A 20,441-nucleotide genomic window follows, 5' to 3' on the forward strand; every position below is an offset into this window, starting at 1 on the left:
CCAAGAACAGAGTTAGAAAGCTGTCATTGCGAACAAAGTGAAGCAATCTCAAGACTTTACGATAAGATTGCCACGCACCCTTCGGTGCTCGCAATGACATGATTAATAAGTGGGTGCGAAGTCTATCGCTGGTCTTGGGCAACGCACCAAGGTTGACCCCAAGAACAGCGATAGGATTTGTAACTCCTTGTTTTGCCTGTCATCGCGAGCGCCCGCAGGGTGCGTGGCGATCTCGGTTCACGATGGCGAGATTGCTTCGCTTCGCTCGCAATGACAACTTTCTATCGCTGTTCCTGGGTACAGGTTGCACACTTAGATTCGAAGGTTCTGGCATCTAAACGCCGATGTCCCCTTTGACGGTAAATTTCCAAAGAAGGTGAAATTCCACAAAAGGGTGGAGGCTGAGATATCTCATTTCCCGCTTTGTTAATTATTTTGATCCGGCTTGTTTTATAGAATTCTGCCGTTTCATGTCTAGGGTCAAGGACTGGAGATGACTCCCCTGATAACGTCATCCCTTTTAAAAACTAATGCTTCTGGTGAGCCTCCTTTCCAACAGCAATCAGAAACTCTCCTGTTTTAGCTCCACAGGTCCCCTCGATCCGGAGAACATAGCCCTTATAGCTATGAGCCCGTTGATCAAAAGAGCGCATGAGGCAGATTCTGGGCTGAACTGCCAGAATACGACCCGACCAGCTGATTTTCTCCACTTCCCCTTCAAATTTTGCCACAAACCTCTCCTGCCTTAAAAACTTTCTTGTTGTAAAAAACATGAAAGCTTGCTGCCAATCCTCCAGCCATTCCATTATTTATTAGGTGGATGGCTTCGGTAAATTCTTGAGAGTTAAAGACTGGAGAAGAGAAAAAAGAGAAGCAATCAGCGACATTGCTGAACCATATCGCGAAACAAGCTTATTAGAGAAATATTAAAAACCAAAAGATTAGGTATGCTGGGTAAAGAGAAACGCTTCGCCCCGCAAGCGAGGAAGTGAAGCATCTGGCTTTGCCAGTGCTGAACGCCGGGGTTCGGGGGCATTGAGTGGAGTACACGAAGGCCCCCGACTATTAATGGAGCTGGGCGGGATCGAACCGCCGGCCTTCTGATTGCGAACCAGACGCTCTCCCAACTGAGCTACAGCCCCAAAATTTCGCTAAAACATCTTGTAATTTACCCGAAAAACCTCCCCTCATGCAATAGGAGTTTTTTATTTTCTTTTTCCGACGGGTTCCCGAACAATTTTTCCGATTACCTTATTTACCGGATGAGATCGGTCCAATAAAGAGACTATCGGTTTTTTTCTGACGCCAAATTCCCTGAGTGTTTCCGACAGTCTCGAATGATTTTTAAACATTTTCAGGCCCGTTTCAATCGTTTTGTAGGCTTCCCTTTTCCGCCGACTCATTAAATAAAGCTCGGCAAGATATAAATAATGTTCCGGCGCCTGGTCTTTTCTCATCAACCCTTTTTTACAAAAGGCGATCCCTTCACTTACGTTTTTCTCACCTATTGCCCTTGCATAACCGTAGGACGATAACAGGACACCCGGAGTCTGATTGGGGTTGTCCTGATAAAAGGAAAACGCTTTTTTAAAATATTTAAGAGCTTCTGGATAGTTTTTTTCTTTTAAATAGGCTTTCCCTAATTCAATTTCTTCATTTCCTGGAATTTTTTCTTTCATGACGGTTCCTATACAGAAAGTTTTGCTTTTTCGGTTTAAATTAAAATGGCGGTACCGGTAAAGGAGACGATTAACACCTGGTCTTTTAAATATTGTTCATGTACGACCACACCGACCACGGCGTTGGCCTGAAGTTTTGAGGCTTCGATTTTCAAATCGGTCAACCCAATTTGAAAGCCCTTCTTCAGGTTGTCGTAATAGGGGGTATTTCTCAAACCGGCGGCATCTTTTAAACTTGAAATAGCCGTTTCTAACGCATCGGTTTTAATTAGAACCTGGGACCCCACCAGCCCTTTATGTTCCAAAACAGGCTTATTTTCAATAGCGGAAAGGGAGGTAACCAAAATGGTTTTAATTTTATCAACCGCACTGTCAATTTCAGTTTCTTTTTTTTGGGCCTTCTTCTGCTCTTCCTTTACTTTGGCCTCCTGGATCTGTTTTCCGAGGTTAAGTTTTAATTCAAGAAGCCGCTGTTTTTCTTCTTCCATTTTCACAAGTTGAAGCTGAATCTGTTTCTCGTGCTCTTGAATATTTTTTGCGTCATCCTCTGGAATTTTTTTTGCCGGATCCTCCGGGCTCCCTTCAGGCGCCACCAAGGGAGAAGAACTCCCTCTCTCGAATAATTCCAACGCGGAAGGGGTCGAAAGTTGATGAATCTGGTCCTGACTGCCAGGAACAAAGGTGGTATGACACTTCAGGCATTCTGCTCCTTCTTTTTGATCATTTCCGCAAGCCTGGCAAATCATTTTTTCACTCCCGGGTTAATCGGTTCACTTATCAAAGGATTTCGCGAAGAAAGTATCCTCACTTTTCTTCCTTCAACTTTCAGTTTTCCCTCTGCGATCCATTTTAGGGCCTGAGGATAAATTTCGTGTTCTTTTTCCAAAATTCTGCTTTTTAGCGTGTCAACGGTATCACTCTCCAACACCGGCACCGCGGCTTGAACAATTACGGGGCCGCTGTCTAAACCTTCGTCAACCAAGTGAACGGTACACCCGGTAATCTTCACTCCGTAACTAAGGGCCTGTGCTTGAGCGTGAAGACCTGTAAAAGCCGGTAAGAGCGACGGATGGATATTTAAAATATGGTTTCGGTAAGCAGAAAGAAGCTCAGACGTTATCATTTTCATGTAACCCGCTAAAACGATCCATTGAGCTCCGCTATCCCGCAGATGACGAACAATTTCTTGTTCATAGCGTTCTCTGTTTTCAAAGGGAGCCGGGTCAACATAAACCGCGGTTAGCCCATATTTTCTCGCCCGTTCCAACGCAAAGGCGGTTTTCTTGTTGGAGAGGACCACGGAGATTTTAGCGTTGAGCTCTTTATTTTCAATGGCGTCGATAATAGCCTGAAGGTTGGTTCCGTTTCCGGAAACCAGAACCCCTATTTTGAGAGCGTCAGTCATAGTGAACGATGTTTTTTCCTTTGCGGACTTCCCCGACTAAAAAAGCTTTTTCCCCCAGTTTTTTTGCGGACAAAATAACCTGTTTGGCCTCTTTTTTCGGAACAATTAAAATAAACCCTATTCCCATGTTAAAATCCCGGAACATCTCATTTTCGCTGATTCCCCCGGCCTGCTGGAGGAAAGAAAAGAGCGGCGGGATCTTCCACGATTTTTTGAAAACCTCCGCTTGACAATTTTTGGGCAAAATCCTCGGAAGGTTTTCTGTAATCCCTCCCCCGGTAATGTGGGCCATTCCCTTTAAATTAAACCGATTCTTGAGTTTAAGAACCGTTTTAACATAAATTCGAGTTGGTCTTAATAATGCGGTTCCCAATTTTTCCCCGAGTTCCGATATTTTTTGACCGGGTTTAAGTTTTGCCTTTTCAAAAACAATTTTCCGGACCAACGAAAAACCATTGCTGTGGAGCCCGCTGGAAGCCAATCCGATAATCGCATCTCCCGGCTTGATCGCGTGACCATCGATGAGTTTCTTTTTTTCAACGACGCCCACGGCGAATCCCGCCAGATCATACTCTCCTTTTGGGTAAAAAGAGGGCATTTCCGCGGTTTCACCGCCAATAAGGGCGCACCCCGCCTGTCGGCACCCGCCAACAATCCCTTTTAAAATCGCCACGGACCGTTTTAAATCCAGTTTTCCGGAGGCCATATAATCAAGAAAAAATAAGGGTTCCGCGCCGGTCACCACGATATCGTTAACGCACATCGCAACCAGATCAATTCCAACCGTGTCGTGCTGGTTCATGAGAAAGGCTATTTTAAGCTTTGTTCCCACCCCATCCGTTCCGGAAACCAGGAGCGGGTTTTTATATTTTTTTAATTGAAATAAGCCGCTAAATCCTCCCAGATCGGAATAAACTTCGGAACGAAAAGTTTTTCTAACCAAGGGCGTAATCTTCTTAACAAATCGGTTGCCGAGGCTGATATCGACACCGGCTTTTTTGTAGGAAAGCTTTTCCAAAATCGGCACCCTTTCCTAGCTTTCGAGGCCGAGACTTAATCTCTGCCCCGGTGAAGCTATGTTTTAAGAATACAACTTAAAGTATTATCTTAAAGTATTATAAGGATACAAGATAACCAGGGTTTCGTCAAATATCTAAGTTATTGATATTATTATGATTTTCCTATTTTATCTTCTTTAAGTCAAAGTCGAATTGAGTTTTTTCTTTCTTCTGCGGGCTCCCGACCAGAAGACTTAACTGGCCCTCTGGAGGGATTTCTCCAATAGGAAAATAATAAAAAAGATCCTGAACAAACATTCCGGGCTGAGATTCAGAGGGAGTGACTTCTCCCTCCTCCCAATAGGTCGCGGAAAAGGTTTTACCGCCGAATTTAATCAACCCGACGTAGTCCTTTGCAAAATCCTCCTCTTTTCCAAAAAGAGTGACGGTGAAAACCAGCTTTCCCTGGACTTTAGCCAACGCATCGTCAATTGCGTAATTATCGAGTTCCTGTCCCGATGATGCCGCATCGCGGACTGCAAATGCCAGGGTTAAAAATTCCGAATTTAAAATAGCTACGCCGTTTTTTCCAAGGTCCACCGTCCACTCTTTAAAAAAAAGACGAAGATCGGTATTTACATTTCTCATCCCATATCCCATCGCCTCTCCTTTTTGAGTTTCGTTTAAATGAACCCACATGGCCCCCGCCTCCTGGTTTAAACCCAAAAGGATCGCCATAACCCAGAGTAACAATTTTTTATTTACCTTCATGATTTTGCTATTCCTTTTATCCGGTTTAATGCCTCTTTAGCTGCGATTTGTTCTGCCTCCTTCTTATTTCTTCCCACGCCAACACCAAGGATATCCCCTTTGACCAACAGGTGAATTTCAAAAGATTTTTCATGATCGGGGCCAGACGTTTTTACAAGCCGGTAGTCCGGTAAAATTCCGAAAATCTTTTGGCACTGTTCCTGAAAATCCGTCTTGTAATCTAATGAAACCTGATGGGCGCCGGTGTTTTCGATCGTTTCTTTAAACCATCGGAGGATACATCCTTTTGCGGAAAGAAGGCCCCCATCCAGATAAACCGCCGCGATTAACGCTTCCAGGGTATTGGCCAGGAGAGAGTTTTTATTTCGGCCCATCGACAACGCCTCTCCCTTTCCTAAAAAGATAAAGTCGCCCAAATTTAATTTCCTGGCAATTTCCGATAAGGTTCGCTCATTGACCAGCGTTGATTTTATTTTAGAAAGATCCCCCTCATTAGCCTCCGGCAAATAACCAAACAAGTATTCACTGATAACCAAATCAAGAACCGCGTCTCCGAGATACTCTAATCTTTCATTATCTTTGATTCCCTTCAGACTGCTTTCATTGACAAAGGATTTATGGGTTAAGGCTTGTTTTAAAAAGGTTTGCCGGGAAAAATGGTAAGAGGAGAGATCCTCTAAACGGTTAAGATCAATTTGAGACATTTCCCTGATCCATAAAAAAAAGGCCTTCCGCTGCAATCTCGAATTTCGGGTTCTGAGTTCCACCACACGGCTGGCTCTCAAGCCGTTCCGCAACCCGCCGAATTTTCAGGTTGTGAATAGCCGCTCGCTTCAATTTCGCGGCCTTTCACATGTCCGCTTTCTCACGGCCATATTTTCCAATAATTTTTTTTTAATTTTCGTATTTTTTAAAAACAAGGGAGGCATTGGTCCCTCCAAATCCAAAGGAATTGGAAAGGGCATATTGAACCTGTTTCTGCCGGGCTTTATTGGGAATATAATCTAAATCACATTCAGGATCTGGATTTTCAAGATTAATGGTTGGAGGAAGGACCCCGTTGACCATGGCTAAAATCGAAAAGATGGCCTCAGCTCCGCCAGCAGCCCCTAATAAGTGACCCGTCATTGATTTAGTGGAACTGACGGGAATTTGATTGGCATATTCTCCAAATGTTTTTTTAATCGCGAGCGTTTCAATTTTATCGGCAAATGTCGAGGTCGCATGCGCATTGATATAGCCAATCTGACGCGGTTCTATTTGACTTTCCTTTAATGCCAGTTTCATACATTTTACAGCCCCCATCCCGTCTTCGGCCGGCGCGGTGATATGATAGGCGTCTGCGGTCATTCCATATCCAACAATTTCAGCATAAATACGGGCGCCGCGAGCCCTGGCAAACTCCAGCTCTTCAAGAAACAGAATCCCGGCCCCTTCGCCCATCAGGAAACCGTCACGTTCCCGGTCAAAGGGACGACTGGCTTTTGCCGGATCGTCATTTCGGGTCGAGAGCGCCCTGGATGAGGCAAAACCGGCGACGGCAAGGCGGCAAATCGTCGCCTCGCTCCCTCCTGCAATCATCGCATCCGCTTCTCCCCGCTGAATAATCCGATAGGCATCCCCGATACAGGTATTTCCCGTCGCACAAGCTGTCACGGCAGAGGTGTTGACACCTCTGAACCCAAATCGGATTCCAATTTGGCCGGCCGCAAGATTGATAATAGACATCGGCACGAAAAAAGGGGTGACTTTTTTCGGGCCTTTTTCAAGAAGAGTGAGAAAGGAGTTTTCAATGGCCGGAAGGCCACCCATTCCGGCCCCGACATAGACGCCCATTCGATCTTTCATTTCTTCGGATACTTTTATTCCCGCGTCGTCCACGGCCATCTGGGCTGCCGCGATCGCATAGTGAATAAACGTATCCATTTTCTTAATTTCTTTTTTCTCGATATATTGAGCTGGATCAAACCCTTTGACTTCAGCCGCTATTTGAACAGGAAAATCGGCCGCATCAAACCGCGTAATCTTTCCCGCGCCGGAAACGCCGGCACAAAGAGCTTCCCACGTCTGCTGCACACCGATTCCCAGGGGCGTCACTAATCCTAAACCTGTAACGACCACCCTTTTTTTTAGGATAACATTATCCACTTATTAAAGTTTTTCCTTGATATATTCCATTGCATTTTGAACATTGAGTATTTTTTCCGCGTCGTCATCAGGAATTTCAATGCCAAACTCTTCTTCGAAAGCCATCACCAATTCCACGGTATCCAGAGAATCGGCGCCCAGGTCCTCCACAAAAGAAGCCTCCGGGGTGATATCCTCCTCCTCAACGCCTAATTGTTCTGCAATGATTTTCTTGACTCTTTCTTCTACTGCAGCCATTTATTTTTCAAACCTCCTCTCCCGAAATTGGGGTTTTACCCCGTTAGTTAATAGAGATGATTTATTATTATTCATCACACCATATACATTCCACCATTGACATGGATCACCTGACCCGTAATATAAGAAGCCTGCCCTGAGGCCAGAAAACAGACCGCGTTTGCGATATCTTCGACTTTACCCATTCTTCCCTGGGGAATCTGCCTGATGAGCTCTTCACGGGTTTGTTCATGTAAAACATCTGTCATTGCCGTTTCGATAAAGCCCGGAGCCACCGCATTTACGGTAATTCCCCGGCTGGCATATTCCCTTGCAACCGTTTTAGTCAAACCCACCACGGCAGCTTTCGACGCCACATAATTGGCCTGGCCTGGATTTCCCATGGCACCGACAATCGAAGAAATATTGATAATACGGCCAAACCGCTGTTTTGCCATTTTGGGAAGAACTTCTTTGATACACAAAAAAGTTCCTTTAAGATTGATATCCATCACCAGGGTCCAATCCTCCTCTTTCATTCTCAGGATAAGTCCGTCCCGGGTAATCCCCGCGTTATTCACAAGAATATCAATCTTGTTCCAGACCGCCATCGCCTGGCCTACCATTTCTTTGACTTCGTTCGAACTGGCCACATTGACTTTAAAGGCAACCGCTTTTTTACCTCTTGAAATTAAATCATCCGCGGCCTGTTTTGCCTTTTCAAAATTGACATCGGCAATTCCAACGATCGCGCCTTCTGAAGCGAGACAATCAGCAATGCCGAAACCAATTCCCTGTGCACCTCCGGTAATTAAAGCTGTTCGACCTTCTAATTGAGTATCCAACGTTCGTTACCTTGCTTGCTATAAAGCCGGATATAAATAAATTTAATTCAATGTCCTCCTCCCCTTGCGGGAGAGGAGGTCCACCTTTGAAAATGTCCGTTTATTTATGTCCTGCTGTATAGACCTTTATCCATTAATGAGTCTTAAATGATTCACCGTTCTATCCAGGGTTTCCGGATCTTCGACGGACAACACCTCCACCTGGCGATTAATCCGCTTTATCAACCCTGATAACACCCTGCCAGGCCCAATTTCAACGAACGTTTTAACCCCCTTATCCATTAAAAACAGCACGGTATCGACCCAGAGGAGCGGGGCGGAGATCTGCCGAATCAATGATGCCTTAATTTCTTCTTTCCACCGAAGCTCTTTCGCGTCCGCGTTATTGACGAATCCAATTTTTAAATCATAAAAAGAGGTTTTTTCAATAGAGTCTTTCAACTCTAAAGCCGCCGGTTCCATAAGAATGCAGTGGGACGGAACGCTTACGGAAAGGGGGATGACTTTTTTTGCCCCGGCCTCTTCGGCTTTTTTTGATGCCTCCGCCACGGCATGAGTTTCACCGGCGATGACGATCTGCTCGAAGGTATTGTAGTTCGCGGGAGCCACAATTCCACGGGCAGAAATTTCCTTACAAATCGATTCAACGGCCGAACGGTTTAACCCCAGGATCGCCGCCATCGCTCCTTTTCCTTCAGGAACCGCTCTTTGCATCAAATCGCCTCTTTTTGCAACAAGCAAAATCGCCTCTTCCAGAGGAATTCCTCCGGCGGCGACCAGCGCAGAATATTCCCCCAAACTGTGTCCCGCAACCCATTGCGGGGTTTTTGGAAAAACCTGTTTGAATACGGAATAAATCGCAAGACTGGTTGTTAATATGGCCGGTTGCGTATACGCGGTTTGATTTAATCGGTCCTGCGGGCCATCAAAACAGAGTTTTGCCACATCCCAGTGAAGAGCCTGACCGGCCAGAGAAAAGACCTTTTTTGCTTCCTCATATTCTTCACTTATCTTTTTACCCATCCCTATGTATTGGGAGCCTTGGCCGGGAAATACAAACGCAATCATTTAATTATAAAGATGCCGGAATTTAATAAAAACAAATTGATATTGCTCATTTTTTTTCCTAATGTCAAGCCAAAATAAAGCGCGGCGGTTCACCCTGCCCCTCACCATCGAATGACCGACGCCCCCCAGGTCAAACCGGCTCCAAAAGCAATTAAAAGGATATAATCACCCTCATGAACCCTTCCGGTTTTTACCGCCTCATCCAGCGCAATTGGAATAGACGCCGCCGATGTATTTCCGCAACGGTCAATATTGATCATCACTTTTCCCTCGGGAAGCTTTAACCTTTCGGATAAGGCCTTGATAATCCGGGTATTGGCCTGATGAGGAATCATCAGCGAAAGACGGTCAATTGAAAGCTGGTTATGATTCAGGGCTTCCCACGCCACCTCTTCGAGATTTCGAACGGCAATCTTAAAGGTCTCGCTGCCTTTCATTTTTAAAAAATTCAGCCTTTGGGCCAGCACGGCTTCTGAAATTGGAATCCTCGATCCTCCTCCAGGCATACAAATGAGGTCCCAGAATTGACCGTCCGAATGGAGGTGGCTGGAAAGAATCCCTTTTTTTTCCTCAACGCTTTTTAAAACCACTGCCCCGGCGCCGTCTCCAAAAATGACACAAGTCGTCCGGTCCTTCCAATCAAGAATTCTTGACATGACCTCGGTTCCAATGACCAGCGCATTTCGATATTTGCCGGATTTTAAAAAATGATCTGCGACCGAAAGCGCGTAAATAAACCCGGAACAGGCGGCGGAAAGATCAAACGCAAATGCCTTTGAAGCCCCGAGTTTTGCCTGAACGATGCAGGCGGTTGAAGGAAAGGTCATGTCAGGCGTTTGAGTCCCGACGATTAAGATATCCAGCTCTTCCGGCGCGATGCCGGCGGCTTGTAAAGCCTTTTGAGCTGCCTGGACGGCCAAATCAGAGGCAGCTTCGTTCTCGGCGGCGATGTGCCGCTCTCTAATTCCAGTTCGATCCGTAATCCATTGATCTGTTGTATCAACGATTTTTTCAAGATCGGCGTTCGTCAGCGTTTTTTCGGGCAGGTATGAACCTGTTCCAATGATCTGTGAGTGCATGTGGGTCATCTCGCTGGTTTAGGAAGCAGGTTCTGTCATTAAGAAAGCTTCGATTTCACTTTGAATATAAGCGCTGACCTGCTTTTCCGCAAGGTTTTTTGCGCGGCCAATGGCATTTTTAATGGCCTTAGGCGTCGACCGGCCGTGGCAAATCATGCTAACCCCGTTTACCCCCAGCAGAGGCGCCCCGCCGTATTCTGAATAGTCTACCCGTTTTTTAAATCGTGTAAAGCTGGATTTCAACAGCGGATACCCGAGTTTGCCTAAAATCGTCGATTGCCGGATTTCGAATTTTAGAAGCTTAAAAAGCGCCTCCGCCAGCCCCTCACTGGTTTTTAATACGACATTCCCGACAAAACCGTCGCAAACAATGACATCCGTTTCCCCCTTATAAATATCTTTTCCTTCCACATTGCCAAGAAAATTAAAAGGAGCGGCTTTAAGAAGTTTAAAAGCCTCTTTGGTGATGTCATTCCCCTTGATATCCTCTTCTCCATTGCTCAATAACCCAATACGGGGCTTTTGAAGGCCAAAGATCCGTTTAGCGTAAACGTCGCCCATCACGGCAAACTGAAGAAGATTTTTCGGTTTGCAATCGACATTAGCGCCGACGTCGATCAGAATAACAGGGTTTTTAAGGGTTGGAAATATGGCCGCGATTGCAGGGCGGTCTATTCCTTTTAAAGGTTTCAGGATAAAGATAGCGGCAGCCATACAGGCGCCCGTATTCCCCGCGCTCACCACAGCGGAGGCCGTACCTTCCATCACCAGCTCGGTGGCTTTCCAGATCGAGGAATTTCTCTTTTTTCGAATGACCATGGAGGGAGCGTCTTCCATGGTGACCACCTGGTCAGCATGCAAAATGGTGACGGGGAGATTGGCTGTGGAATATTTTTTGAGTTCGGCGGAAAGGCGCTTTTCATCTCCCACCAAAATCAATTCAACCCCAAATTCCTCGCAGGCGGCAATGGCTCCTTCGACCTCGTGCTGAGGAGAAAAATCCCCGCCCATCGCATCCAGAGCTATTTTCATTGACAAAAATCTTTTTGGTCGGTTAGGGTTTGTGACAAATCTATTTCCGGCGTTAACTTGACGTTATTTTAAAAGGATGGGTGGAAGCGATTAAACTTCCTGAATGGCGATCATCTCTTTCCCCTTATAAGTTCCGCAATTTAAACAGACTTTATGGGGAAGCTTGGGCTCCAGACATTGAGGACACGCGCTTAACTGAGGCCTTGTCAATTTTATGTTGGCCCTCCGCTTATCTCTCCTGGCTTTTGATATTTTATGTTTTGGATTCGGCATTTTATTCTCCTTATTTTTCTTTTAATATCTTTTTAAAAATTTTTTCCATCGAACCCGGCGTGTCTTCATCCTTTAAACAGGAACAGTCGGACACGTTCCAGTCGATTCCACAGCGGGGGCATAACCCCTTGCACGTTGGTGAACAAAGGGGTCTCATCGGAAATTCCAGGAGGACCTGTTCCCTGATCATTTCGTCGAGAACGATCGAAGAGCCCTCATAATAGTTTTCATCCGGGTTATCGAGTTCTTCCTTTTCTTGACTGAAATCAGAAACTTCTGCTTTCTTTTTTAAAGAAGATCGGTTCGCCCTGGTTTCCTCCTGTTTTTTGTGATAAGCGGGACGGGGCGGGTTTTTGGGCACAAAAATCTGGTCAAAATCGATCGCCAGGGGGAGAAAAAAGTTTTTGGAACATCGTCCGCATTGAAAAGAGGGGGTCGCGTTTATTCTTCCCCTCGCAATAATTGTTTTTGCTGTCTTGTAAAGGAACGCCTGAACGTCGATAACTCCCTTAAACTCAATATCCGGGGAAAGATGAATGTTCGCAGGGTCTTCCTGGTAGGAAATTTCCTTTCCTTCCTCAGGAATATGAAGTATGTCAATCAGCATGAGAAACCTAACGAATAGAGTTAAACGATGGATTATATCGGGCGGGAGCCTTCATGTCAAGAAATTAGACCACTATTTTGGCAGACCTGGCGCGTTCGTTATATTATAAGGAGCGGTTGAAATAACGGAATCAACAAAGAGAGGGCTTACCCTAATGATGGTGGCCATGGTCATGATCCGTTTTATGAGATTTTTCACCTTTTTTCATTCCGGATGGAGCAACGAAAACAAAAAGCGTTAAACGGCTATTGCCTGTGTTTTTAACTCCATGATCGATCCCCCCTTCGGCCAACACCACCATATCTTTAGAAAGGTGTTTCTCTTCGCTGCCGACTTTAAAACTTCCTGTTCCCTCCAAAACCAGGTAGACCTTATCCTGATCGTCATGACTGTGGACTTTTTGCTCCTGGCCCGGCTCGAAACAATAAACATCGCAAACCAGTCTGGACGTTTCGAACAGATTGTTTTTTTTCATTTTTTCCGAAGAAAAGGAAACGGCATCTTTTAAATTTTTAAAGGGCATTGTTTTTTCCTATTTTGATGAATAAATATTTAACCTGGGGCTAAGTCTTTAGTTTTTTATTTAATCTTTTCTCGACACTTTCAACCTTGCTATCGAGACGCCCTGTTTTTCCTTTGCGATAATCCACCTTGATGGTCGTTGAAATCCGATTGCAATCCTTCGACATCTGGTGAAAGCATTTCTTTACGACGTCAAAAACCTCATCCCATTCGCCTTCAAGGACGGTTCCCATTGGATTCAAACGGTAGTCTACACCACTTTCGTCGATAATCTTCAGGGACCGGGAAACATACTCCCCGACGCTCTCTCCCTTGTCTAACGGGGACATGCTGAACTCCAAAAGCACCATGACCCAAATCCTCTTTTAGCGTGTATTCAAAGGAAAAATGGCCGTATAATGAAAAAGCTGTCTTGGCTGTTTTCCAATTTCGAGTTTAATAAAATTCTCGGTATCATACCATTTCAGAAGGAACAAATCAAATGGCTCGAATCGTCCATTTAACCACGTTAGAGCGAATTGAAAACCTCACCTCTTCCGTAAAAAGTTTTTTTCTGCGGCTTCCTCCCAATCAAAAACTCGAATTTAAAGCCGGGCAGTTTATTTCCGTCCATGTTCCAAGAGAAAACAGGGTTATCCGGAAACCTTACTCCATTGCCTCCCCTCCCTTCGACCCAACGCTCCTGGAAATCTGCATCAAAAGGGTGGAAGGGGGTTTTGTCTCCAACACTTTTTTTTCTTACCGGGAGGGAGTCATCATTCCGGTTGACGGACCGGATGGCGTTTTTATTTTGAGGAATCCGTCTCAATTTGACCTTTTTTTCATCGGCGCTGGAACCGGAATCGCCCCTTTAAGAAGTATGGTCCAATCCCTCTTACATGAGGGCTTTTCCAAGCGAGTTTGCCTGATTTTCGGGGTCCGGACTGAAACCGAAATTTTATATGAAAGAGAATTTAGGGCCCTGGAGAAGAGACACGCAAATTTTCAATTTGTCCCTACCTTAAGCCGTCCGCTCCATTGGACGAGAGAAACAGGCTATGTCCAGGAAAAAATCGACAAATTTATCGGAAACGGTGAAGGAAAACAGGCGTATGTCTGCGGCCTGCCGCCGATGGTCGACGCCGTCAAAGAAAAGCTGAAATCAATCGGTTTCAACCGGAAACAGATCCATTATGAAAAATATGTATAATATTAGTAGGGTCATGCATAATATTAGTTAGTAGGGTCAGGTCTTTAATATTGAATTCATCTCCATGGCCTTCCATATTTTCAAGAATAAAGACCTGACCCTATGTGTCTACGAGAAAGAAGTGTTTCAATGGCAATCCACCTTTCAGTTCTGTAATAAAACGGCCGTTAAGATCCTGGAGGAAATACGTAACTTGAAGGAATCGGGTTCGGGAGCTCTTGTGACGTTCCATAGGTGATGACGATGATTGGATGGTCGGAAAGCGCGATCAATCTCGGGTCTCCCGGCACCGCTTCACCATTCACAAAAACCTTAATGGTGTTTTGCTGATCCTCACAATAGGCGCCGATACAGTTGAGGTTCCACCGGACTCCCCAAATATCAAAAAATTGTCCGAGGGTAAAGGTCTGAACGGTCGGGGACTCGATATGGATGACGCCGTTTGAATCATGCGTATGGATGGGGGAGATAAACCGTTCTCGAGCATTAAACCCAATGGCTGCAGGGACAGGGATTGATTTTCCGTGAATAAAAATATCGAGGTGTTGATGAATGTGAAGCGCCGAACCTTCTTCCTGGAGAGCAGGCAATCCGACGATTTTTAGCCGTTCGCGGAGCTCATTTAACTCAGGCGGCCAGGGAGCCTCTCCTGTTTGAATGCCGGGCAGGGAATCGGAATTAACGTTACCGGGCGAGACCGGCGCGGGATTTCCATGATTAAAAAAAATGACCAGGGCAATTGATAATAAACCCAAAATTACAATCGTTATAAAAATTGCCGGATTTGGCCAACCCCTTCTGTCCGTTTGCGCTGAAGAGGATTGTTTCTCTTTTTCCTTTTGTTTTTGACCCATGTCTTTTTGACTCATTCGTGGTTGCTCCCGGATCGATTAGACTTATGGTTATACCCTCATCCCCCAAAAAGCAATAGGGTATGACCAAAATTTCTTTGGGAGAAACAATAACATTTTCAAAAAATTTAATCGAAGTTTATTTCTCCCGATAGATTTTCTGTTGGCCTTTGGACCGGTCTGCCGCGTTAGAACAGCCCCGGTTCTGTTCCCGGTTTGATCAAATAGATTGACAATGGGCGCATTTTTGATAAAATAATTTTTGCTTTTTGAATCAACCTCTTATCACCAAATATCCTAATGGAGACTTTAATGTTTTTGAAAACAAATGCTTTTAGACTTTTTTCTTTGATCATCATAATGGGAACGGCCGCTCTTTATGCAGGGTGCAATAAGAATGAAACGCCTATCGGTTCCTCTCCGGCGGGTTCCTCCGCGCCAGCTGCTTCTAACTCCCAGGATCCTTACGGACAGGTTTCGTCGCAAGCGGCCGGGGCTCCCTCTAACAGCGCCTCCGGAACCATTTCCGGCACTATTTCAATCGATCCAAAACTGGCCGGTAAAGTGGATCCAAATGCCATTTTATTTATCAGCGCAAAACCGGCAGAGGGACCCCAGGTGGGCGTTCCCCCTCTCGCTTCTCAAAGGATTGCCAGTCCGAAATTTCCACTTCAATATACCCTTTCTCAAGCCGATGTCATTATGCAAGACGGCACACTATCCGGCCAGCTTAATATTGTCGTTAAATTGATGAAGAACGGGGCCGCCGGGCCTGTGGGGCCTGGTGATATTGAAGGGAATTTCGCTAAAAATCCGGTCACCGTCGGTCAAAAGGCTGTCGATGTTACACTGGACACACTGCATTAACTTAAGCCGGTAATCCTTGAGTCTCTTTCTTGCGGTGCCCTTACACACCCTTTCTTTAAACAACGGCAAAAAGCCAGGCTTATTTCCTCCTTTTTAATATCCTCATGAAAAAAATTGCGATTATTGGCCGGCCAAATGTTGGAAAATCAACCCTTTTTAACCGGTTGGTCGGATACCGAATGGCCGTCGTGGAAGATGAGCCCGGCGTTACACGGGACCGGCTTTTCGGAACCTTTACCTATGACCAGCACTCCTATACCCTCATCGATACCGGCGGCCTCTTTCCACACGCTTCGCTTCCCCTGATTGAAGAAGCAAAGAAACAGACGATTAAGGCCGCTCAAGAAGCAGACGTCATCATCTTGTTAATGGATGGGCGAACCGGTCCCCACCCTCTCGATCAAGAGATTATTAAGACCGTCAGACCTTTTTTAAAACCCACTTTTTATGTCGTGAACAAAATCGAAGGGTCTTCTCTCATTCAGAGTTTTTATGAGTTTTATCAACTGGGAATCGCAGGGGTATTTCCTATTTCCGCTGAAAACGGCACCGGCATCGATGATCTTATGGAAGCCGTTAATCGGGGATTTCCTCAGGAAAAAGCGAGCGCTTCCACCACGCCCGAGCCCTTTGCGAAAATTGCGATCATTGGCCGGCCGAATGTCGGAAAATCAACCTTTATCAACGCCCTCCTGGGGGAGGAACGGTTAATCACCAGTCCCATTCCCGGTACGACAAGGGATGCCATTGATACCCTGGCTCAGTATCAAAACCGCGATTATTTATTTATCGATACGGCCGGCATCCGGAGAAGGGGAAAAATTGAAAAAGGGATAGAACGGGCCAGCGTCATACGTTCCGAAGAGTCGATTAAAAAAGCGGATATTGTTTTTATTTTGATTGACAGCGGCGAGGGGATAACGGACCAGGATATTAAATTGGTTGGACGGGTCATCGAAGCGGGAAAGGGTTTTGCGATTTTGCTTAACAAATGGGACCTTAAAAAGGATATTTCCAGAGCCCGTGAAAAATTTGAAGGTGACCTTTTTAACTACTTTTCTTTTATCAAGGAATTTCCATTTTTATTTATTTCCTCAAAAGAGGGCTTTGATCACAAAATAATTTACCAAACGATTAACATGATCATTGATTCCTTTCAAAAAAGAGTGTCAACACCCGATTTAAACGGATTTTTAGAAAAAATTCTAAAGCGTTTTCCTCCCCCGTTGTACAGAAACAAGCCGGTAAAAATTTATTACGCCACACAGGGAGGAATCAGACCTCCCACCTTTATTGTTTTTTCCAATTTTAAAGAAGGTTTGACGAGGACTTATCTGAAATTCCTGGAAAATAGCCTGAGGGAAACTTTTGGGTTTAAGGGAACGCCGATTCAAATCTTTGTTAAGCAGAAAAAAAATATTTATAAAAAACCGGCTTAGGACGGTGTTTCAATTTTCCAGCCGCCTTTCCTTTCTTCGTTCGTAAAGCATCGGATTGGACGGAAGGTCCACGGAAAAAACCGTCCCGACATTCGGTTTGCTTTTGACGTCAACTTCTCCTCGATGATCCTGGACAATTTGATGGACAATCGCCAGTCCCAAACCCGTCCCTTCCCGCTCTTTGCTTTCATGTTTCGTCGTAAAAAATGGATCAAAAATATTTTCCATATTTTCGGGAGGAATTCCAATACCATTATCTTCAATGTGTATGCCCATCCAGGGAATCTCCAATTTTTTAAAAGATCTGGTTTTAACCTTGATCAATCCGTTGGAAGGAGGAAGGGCGTCAATGGCATTGATAAAAAGGTTAAGTAAAACCTGCTTGATTTGCTGCCGATCAATAATGATACGGGGAGGGTCTTTTTGATATTCCGTCAAAAACCTGGCGCCCCGTTTATTGGCTTCAATGACCATGAAAGGGAGGGTGGTTTGAATCACCTCATTAATATCTTCCTCGGTAAACGTCGGTTCCATATAACGGCTGTAATCAAGAACTTCACGGATAATTCGTTCGATTCTTCCAATATCTTCGCGGGCCACCTTTGAAAAACTATCAAAAAAATCAGAGTCCTCTCGTCTTTCTCCAGCCAGTTCTACGAAGGTTTTAATCGAAGTGAGGGGATTTCTGATTTCATGAGCCATCCCTCCGGCGATTGTTTCAAGAGACTTTAACCGGTCGGTTCTTCGAACCAACACTTTGGATTTTTTTAAGGCTTGTGCCAACCGGTTGTTTTCGATCGCGATGGCAATCTGTTCTCCTATAAGGAAAAGAAGCTGACTCTCAAGGGATGATAAAGGGGGAATGCAGAGAAATACAAAACCCATCAACTTATCCCGTGTTTTAAACGGGAGGCAGTTTTGCAAACCGGTTTCTTTTAAAAGAGAGGGTATTTTTTTAGCCAGCCCTTCGGACAGAGTACCGGCAAAACCGAGGGTTCGGTTACTTTTCAGCCACTCTGGAAAGGGAGCCTGAACGTCCATGGGTATATTTTTAAAATCAGTTTCCGCCAGTTGATGTCCCAACTGGAAATCATACCGGCCTTTTTCTTCATTTAAAAAGAAAAAGGCGGCTTTTTTAAGGGAGATCATTTTAAAAAAATTTTTAAGAAGAGTTTCCGCTACTTCCTTATCGTTTAAATCAGAGGTTAATGACCGGGAAATTTCGACAAGAAGATTACAGACTTCAAGCGGATCAGGAAGCATGAGAGAGCCTTTTGTTATAAGGTTGTTTTCTTATCTTAACAGGAAGGCCGAATAAAAATCAATTCCCCTTGATCCGCCGGTCTATGATGGAATTTTAAACGGTGACGATTTTTAACGCGGAAGAGCGGGCGTTTAAAACGCTGATCTGGGCGGCCAGATTTCCCGCAATCTGCATAAACATCCTGGCTTGCGGGGATTCCGGATCCGCAATCACAATCGGCTTGCCCGTATCTCCGCCCTCCCGAATGGCAGGATCAATCGGAATTTCTCCCAGGAAGGGAAGTTTCAGCTTATCAGCAGCGGCTTTCCCTCCCCCGTGGCTGAAGATGTCGGTTCTTTCGTGACAGTGCGGACAGCTAAAATAGCTCATGTTTTCAATGATTCCCAGGAGAGGAACATGAACTTTCTGAAACATCCCCAGGCCCCTTTTGGAATCCAGGAGGGCCACTTCCTGAGGTGTCGTCACAATAATAGCCCCGGTTAAAGGGACGAGTTGGGTAATACTTAATTGGGCATCGCCGGTTCCCGGAGGGAGGTCAATGAGAAGATAATCGAGTTCGCCCCAATTGACATCCCGGAGAAACTGCTGAATGGCTCCATGAATCATCGGACCACGCCAAACAATTGGCGTGTCATCCTCTACCATAAACGCCATCGAGATAAATTTGACATTGTGATTTTCGGCAGGGTCCAGTTTCGCGCCAACCGATACGGGAGGTTTGGAAACGCCCATCATCAACGGAACATTGGGGCCATACACATCCGCATCCAATAACCCAACCCTCGCGCCCAATTTTGCCAGGGCCACGGCAAGGTTTACCGTTACGGTTGATTTTCCAACCCCCCCTTTTCCACTGCTTACGGCAATAAGGTTTTTAATATTCGGAACGGGGTTTTCTTTTCCACCGGTTTTTCCGGAGGTCACATTGGCCGTCCAGTTAATGCTGATTTTGTTCACTTCAGGAAAATCTTCCTTGACCGCTTTATCCACCCGGTTTTGGATCTCGCCTTTAAGAGGACAGGCGGGTGTGGTCAGGACAATGGTCAAAGAAATATCTTTTCCATTTATTTTCAAGTCCTTAACCATATTCAAGGTCACGATATCTTTAAAAAGCTCCGGTTCAATGACCTTTTTTAACGATTTCATGACGAGTTCTTCGGTAATCAGATTTGCCATTTTCTCTCCAAATTTAAACCATCGACATCGGAATTCTTTATTTTCAGTAGATTTTTAATTAAAAATAATCATAGCCCCTGTCTTGAATCGGTGTCAAGCCATTAAAGACTATTGGGTGCATGACAAAATTATGAGATGACAAGCGTCTGCCGAGCCAGGAGCGGTTCCCCGGCACGCGCGGCTGCGCTTACGGTGCTCGCCGCCCTCCGCTTTTGTCTCGCCGCTGCAATCTGAACCCATTGATGCGGCGGCCAAAAGAGGGCCGTGTCACCGCCCCAGGCCTCTGGCAGACAAGATTATCTCACAATTTTATCATGCACCAAAGACTGTTTTGATCCGTCGTCGATAAGCAATTAAGGTACGATTTTTTTTCTGGAAGAGAAATAGGACAAGATTACAAAAAATTACCGTTTTTTCATTTTAAGGACAGCCGTGATCAGTCTTTCCATTGTTTCCGGCGTGATATCCCGTACCGTGATATTGGCCTCATCGTCTCCGGAGAAGGAACACATGGCGATGGTATAGCAGGAGGTTCCTGCCCGAATAATCTTGAGAGCGATATTGGCCTGGTGACAATGAACCCCGATAAAGAGACAAACATCAATTTTATTATGCCAGATGGTGAGATTGGGATGATTGGGATTAATCTCAATTTCCGGATAAACGCGAGGATATTTGGGGCGATAGTCGGCCATTGGAATGATCTTGGCGGGTATCGCTTCGGCTAAACGTTTTGTCGCGGTGGCGAGTTTGGAGGCTTCCGGTTTCCAATCCCACAGCACGGCAGGCCCGGGAAAGAGCGTCGGATGTTTTGCTGACAAAAGTTTTTTCGCCGCGGCTTCAATGGCCTGATCTTCACTGACAATTTCTCCCTCAACCAACCCCTGGCCCGGATCTGGCAGAACAACTCCGAGGGTAGCGGCAGCGGGAGAAAGGAATCCTTCCGGCCCCGGAAGCACCCGGTAGCGTTTTGATTCAACCTTTTCTTTTTGAATTTTTGTCGGACTCATTT

At 45.4% G+C, this 20,441-nt stretch carries 24 protein-coding genes and 1 tRNA gene; 3 read left to right on the forward strand and 22 right to left on the reverse strand.

Annotation, left to right across the window (positions count from 1 at the left end; genetic code table 11):
* Positions 1–527: 527 nt before the first annotated feature.
* From HYR79_02790 to HYR79_02875, 18 genes are all read right to left on the reverse strand, one after another.
* The gene (locus HYR79_02790) at positions 528–731 is read right to left on the reverse strand and encodes a hypothetical protein (GenBank protein MBI1820615.1); all 204 of its coding nucleotides are present in this window, start codon (positions 729–731) and stop codon (positions 528–530) included.
* A 338-nt stretch (positions 732–1,069) separates the two neighbouring features.
* Positions 1,070–1,142: transfer RNA gene (locus HYR79_02795), tRNA-Ala, on the reverse strand.
* 63 nt (positions 1,143–1,205) lie between these two features.
* Positions 1,206–1,679 (reverse strand): tetratricopeptide repeat protein, encoded by a 474-nt coding sequence (locus tag HYR79_02800; protein MBI1820616.1) that lies wholly within the window; start codon positions 1,677–1,679, stop codon positions 1,206–1,208.
* A 35-nt stretch (positions 1,680–1,714) separates the two neighbouring features.
* Entirely contained in the window at positions 1,715–2,425 is a 711-nt protein-coding gene (locus HYR79_02805) for a heavy metal-binding domain-containing protein (GenBank protein ID MBI1820617.1), read from the reverse strand.
* Positions 2,422–3,084 carry a phosphoribosylglycinamide formyltransferase gene (locus HYR79_02810; protein ID MBI1820618.1) on the reverse strand — a complete coding sequence of 221 codons (663 nt, stop codon included), beginning with the start codon at positions 3,082–3,084 and terminating at the stop codon, positions 2,422–2,424. Before HYR79_02810 ends, HYR79_02805 begins: the two co-directional genes overlap by 4 nt.
* Positions 3,077–4,111: a phosphoribosylformylglycinamidine cyclo-ligase gene (locus HYR79_02815; GenBank protein ID MBI1820619.1), complete on the reverse strand. Its 1,035-nt coding sequence runs from the start codon at positions 4,109–4,111 to the stop codon at positions 3,077–3,079. Before HYR79_02815 ends, HYR79_02810 begins: the two co-directional genes overlap by 8 nt.
* Before the next feature lie 154 nt (positions 4,112–4,265).
* Positions 4,266–4,853 carry a hypothetical protein gene (locus tag HYR79_02820; GenBank protein MBI1820620.1) on the reverse strand — a complete coding sequence of 196 codons (588 nt, stop codon included), beginning with the start codon at positions 4,851–4,853 and terminating at the stop codon, positions 4,266–4,268.
* Entirely contained in the window at positions 4,850–5,557 is a 708-nt protein-coding gene (rnc, locus tag HYR79_02825) for a ribonuclease III (GenBank protein MBI1820621.1), read from the reverse strand. Before rnc ends, HYR79_02820 begins: the two co-directional genes overlap by 4 nt.
* A gap of 190 nt (positions 5,558–5,747) precedes the next feature.
* Positions 5,748–6,989: a beta-ketoacyl-ACP synthase II gene (gene fabF / locus HYR79_02830; protein MBI1820622.1), complete on the reverse strand. Its 1,242-nt coding sequence runs from the start codon at positions 6,987–6,989 to the stop codon at positions 5,748–5,750.
* A gap of 15 nt (positions 6,990–7,004) precedes the next feature.
* Entirely contained in the window at positions 7,005–7,238 is a 234-nt protein-coding gene (acpP, locus tag HYR79_02835) for an acyl carrier protein (GenBank protein MBI1820623.1), read from the reverse strand.
* Positions 7,239–7,312: 74 nt separating this feature from the next.
* On the reverse strand, positions 7,313–8,062 hold the full coding sequence (gene fabG / locus HYR79_02840) for a 3-oxoacyl-[acyl-carrier-protein] reductase (protein ID MBI1820624.1): 750 nt from the start codon (positions 8,060–8,062) through the stop codon (positions 7,313–7,315).
* Positions 8,063–8,188: 126 nt separating this feature from the next.
* Positions 8,189–9,130: an ACP S-malonyltransferase gene (fabD, locus tag HYR79_02845; protein ID MBI1820625.1), complete on the reverse strand. Its 942-nt coding sequence runs from the start codon at positions 9,128–9,130 to the stop codon at positions 8,189–8,191.
* Between the two features lie 101 nt (positions 9,131–9,231).
* A complete protein-coding gene (locus tag HYR79_02850; protein MBI1820626.1) occupies positions 9,232–10,209 on the reverse strand; it encodes a ketoacyl-ACP synthase III in 978 nt (325 codons plus the stop codon).
* An 18-nt stretch (positions 10,210–10,227) separates the two neighbouring features.
* The gene (gene plsX, locus HYR79_02855) at positions 10,228–11,241 is read right to left on the reverse strand and encodes a phosphate acyltransferase PlsX (GenBank protein ID MBI1820627.1); all 1,014 of its coding nucleotides are present in this window, start codon (positions 11,239–11,241) and stop codon (positions 10,228–10,230) included.
* A 90-nt stretch (positions 11,242–11,331) separates the two neighbouring features.
* On the reverse strand, positions 11,332–11,514 hold the full coding sequence (gene rpmF / locus HYR79_02860; protein ID MBI1820628.1) for a 50S ribosomal protein L32: 183 nt from the start codon (positions 11,512–11,514) through the stop codon (positions 11,332–11,334).
* A gap of 10 nt (positions 11,515–11,524) precedes the next feature.
* Positions 11,525–12,121 carry a DUF177 domain-containing protein gene (locus HYR79_02865; protein MBI1820629.1) on the reverse strand — a complete coding sequence of 199 codons (597 nt, stop codon included), beginning with the start codon at positions 12,119–12,121 and terminating at the stop codon, positions 11,525–11,527.
* 151 nt (positions 12,122–12,272) lie between these two features.
* Positions 12,273–12,644, reverse strand: a complete 372-nt coding sequence (locus HYR79_02870) for a cupin domain-containing protein (protein MBI1820630.1) — start codon at positions 12,642–12,644, stop codon at positions 12,273–12,275.
* A gap of 40 nt (positions 12,645–12,684) precedes the next feature.
* A complete protein-coding gene (locus HYR79_02875) occupies positions 12,685–12,993 on the reverse strand; it encodes an MTH1187 family thiamine-binding protein (GenBank protein MBI1820631.1) in 309 nt (102 codons plus the stop codon).
* Positions 12,994–13,124: 131 nt separating this feature from the next.
* On the opposite strand from HYR79_02875, the gene HYR79_02880 reads away from it, so the two are divergent.
* Entirely contained in the window at positions 13,125–13,832 is a 708-nt protein-coding gene (locus HYR79_02880) for a hypothetical protein (GenBank protein MBI1820632.1), read from the forward strand.
* Positions 13,833–13,999: 167 nt separating this feature from the next.
* On the opposite strand, the gene HYR79_02885 is transcribed toward HYR79_02880, so the two are convergent.
* Positions 14,000–14,701, reverse strand: coding sequence for a hypothetical protein (locus tag HYR79_02885; protein MBI1820633.1), 702 nt, complete (start codon positions 14,699–14,701; stop codon positions 14,000–14,002).
* Positions 14,702–14,995: 294 nt separating this feature from the next.
* On the opposite strand from HYR79_02885, the gene HYR79_02890 reads away from it, so the two are divergent.
* On the forward strand, positions 14,996–15,550 hold the full coding sequence (locus HYR79_02890) for a hypothetical protein (protein ID MBI1820634.1): 555 nt from the start codon (positions 14,996–14,998) through the stop codon (positions 15,548–15,550).
* Positions 15,551–15,654: 104 nt separating this feature from the next.
* Complete coding sequence (gene der, locus HYR79_02895; protein ID MBI1820635.1) at positions 15,655–16,989, forward strand: ribosome biogenesis GTPase Der; 1,335 nt, start codon at positions 15,655–15,657, stop codon at positions 16,987–16,989.
* A 9-nt stretch (positions 16,990–16,998) separates the two neighbouring features.
* On the opposite strand, the gene HYR79_02900 is transcribed toward der, so the two are convergent.
* From HYR79_02900 to HYR79_02910, 3 genes are all read right to left on the reverse strand, one after another.
* A complete protein-coding gene (locus HYR79_02900) occupies positions 16,999–18,252 on the reverse strand; it encodes a hypothetical protein (GenBank protein MBI1820636.1) in 1,254 nt (417 codons plus the stop codon).
* Positions 18,253–18,346: 94 nt separating this feature from the next.
* Positions 18,347–19,429 carry an Mrp/NBP35 family ATP-binding protein gene (locus HYR79_02905; protein ID MBI1820637.1) on the reverse strand — a complete coding sequence of 361 codons (1,083 nt, stop codon included), beginning with the start codon at positions 19,427–19,429 and terminating at the stop codon, positions 18,347–18,349.
* Between the two features lie 404 nt (positions 19,430–19,833).
* Positions 19,834–20,439 carry a carbon monoxide dehydrogenase gene (locus tag HYR79_02910; protein ID MBI1820638.1) on the reverse strand — a complete coding sequence of 202 codons (606 nt, stop codon included), beginning with the start codon at positions 20,437–20,439 and terminating at the stop codon, positions 19,834–19,836.
* Between the last annotated feature and the right edge of the window lie 2 nt (positions 20,440–20,441).

The sequence above is a fragment of the Nitrospirota bacterium genome, assembly GCA_016178585.1.
Lineage (GTDB): Bacteria > Nitrospirota > Nitrospiria > JACQBW01 > JACQBW01 > JACOTA01.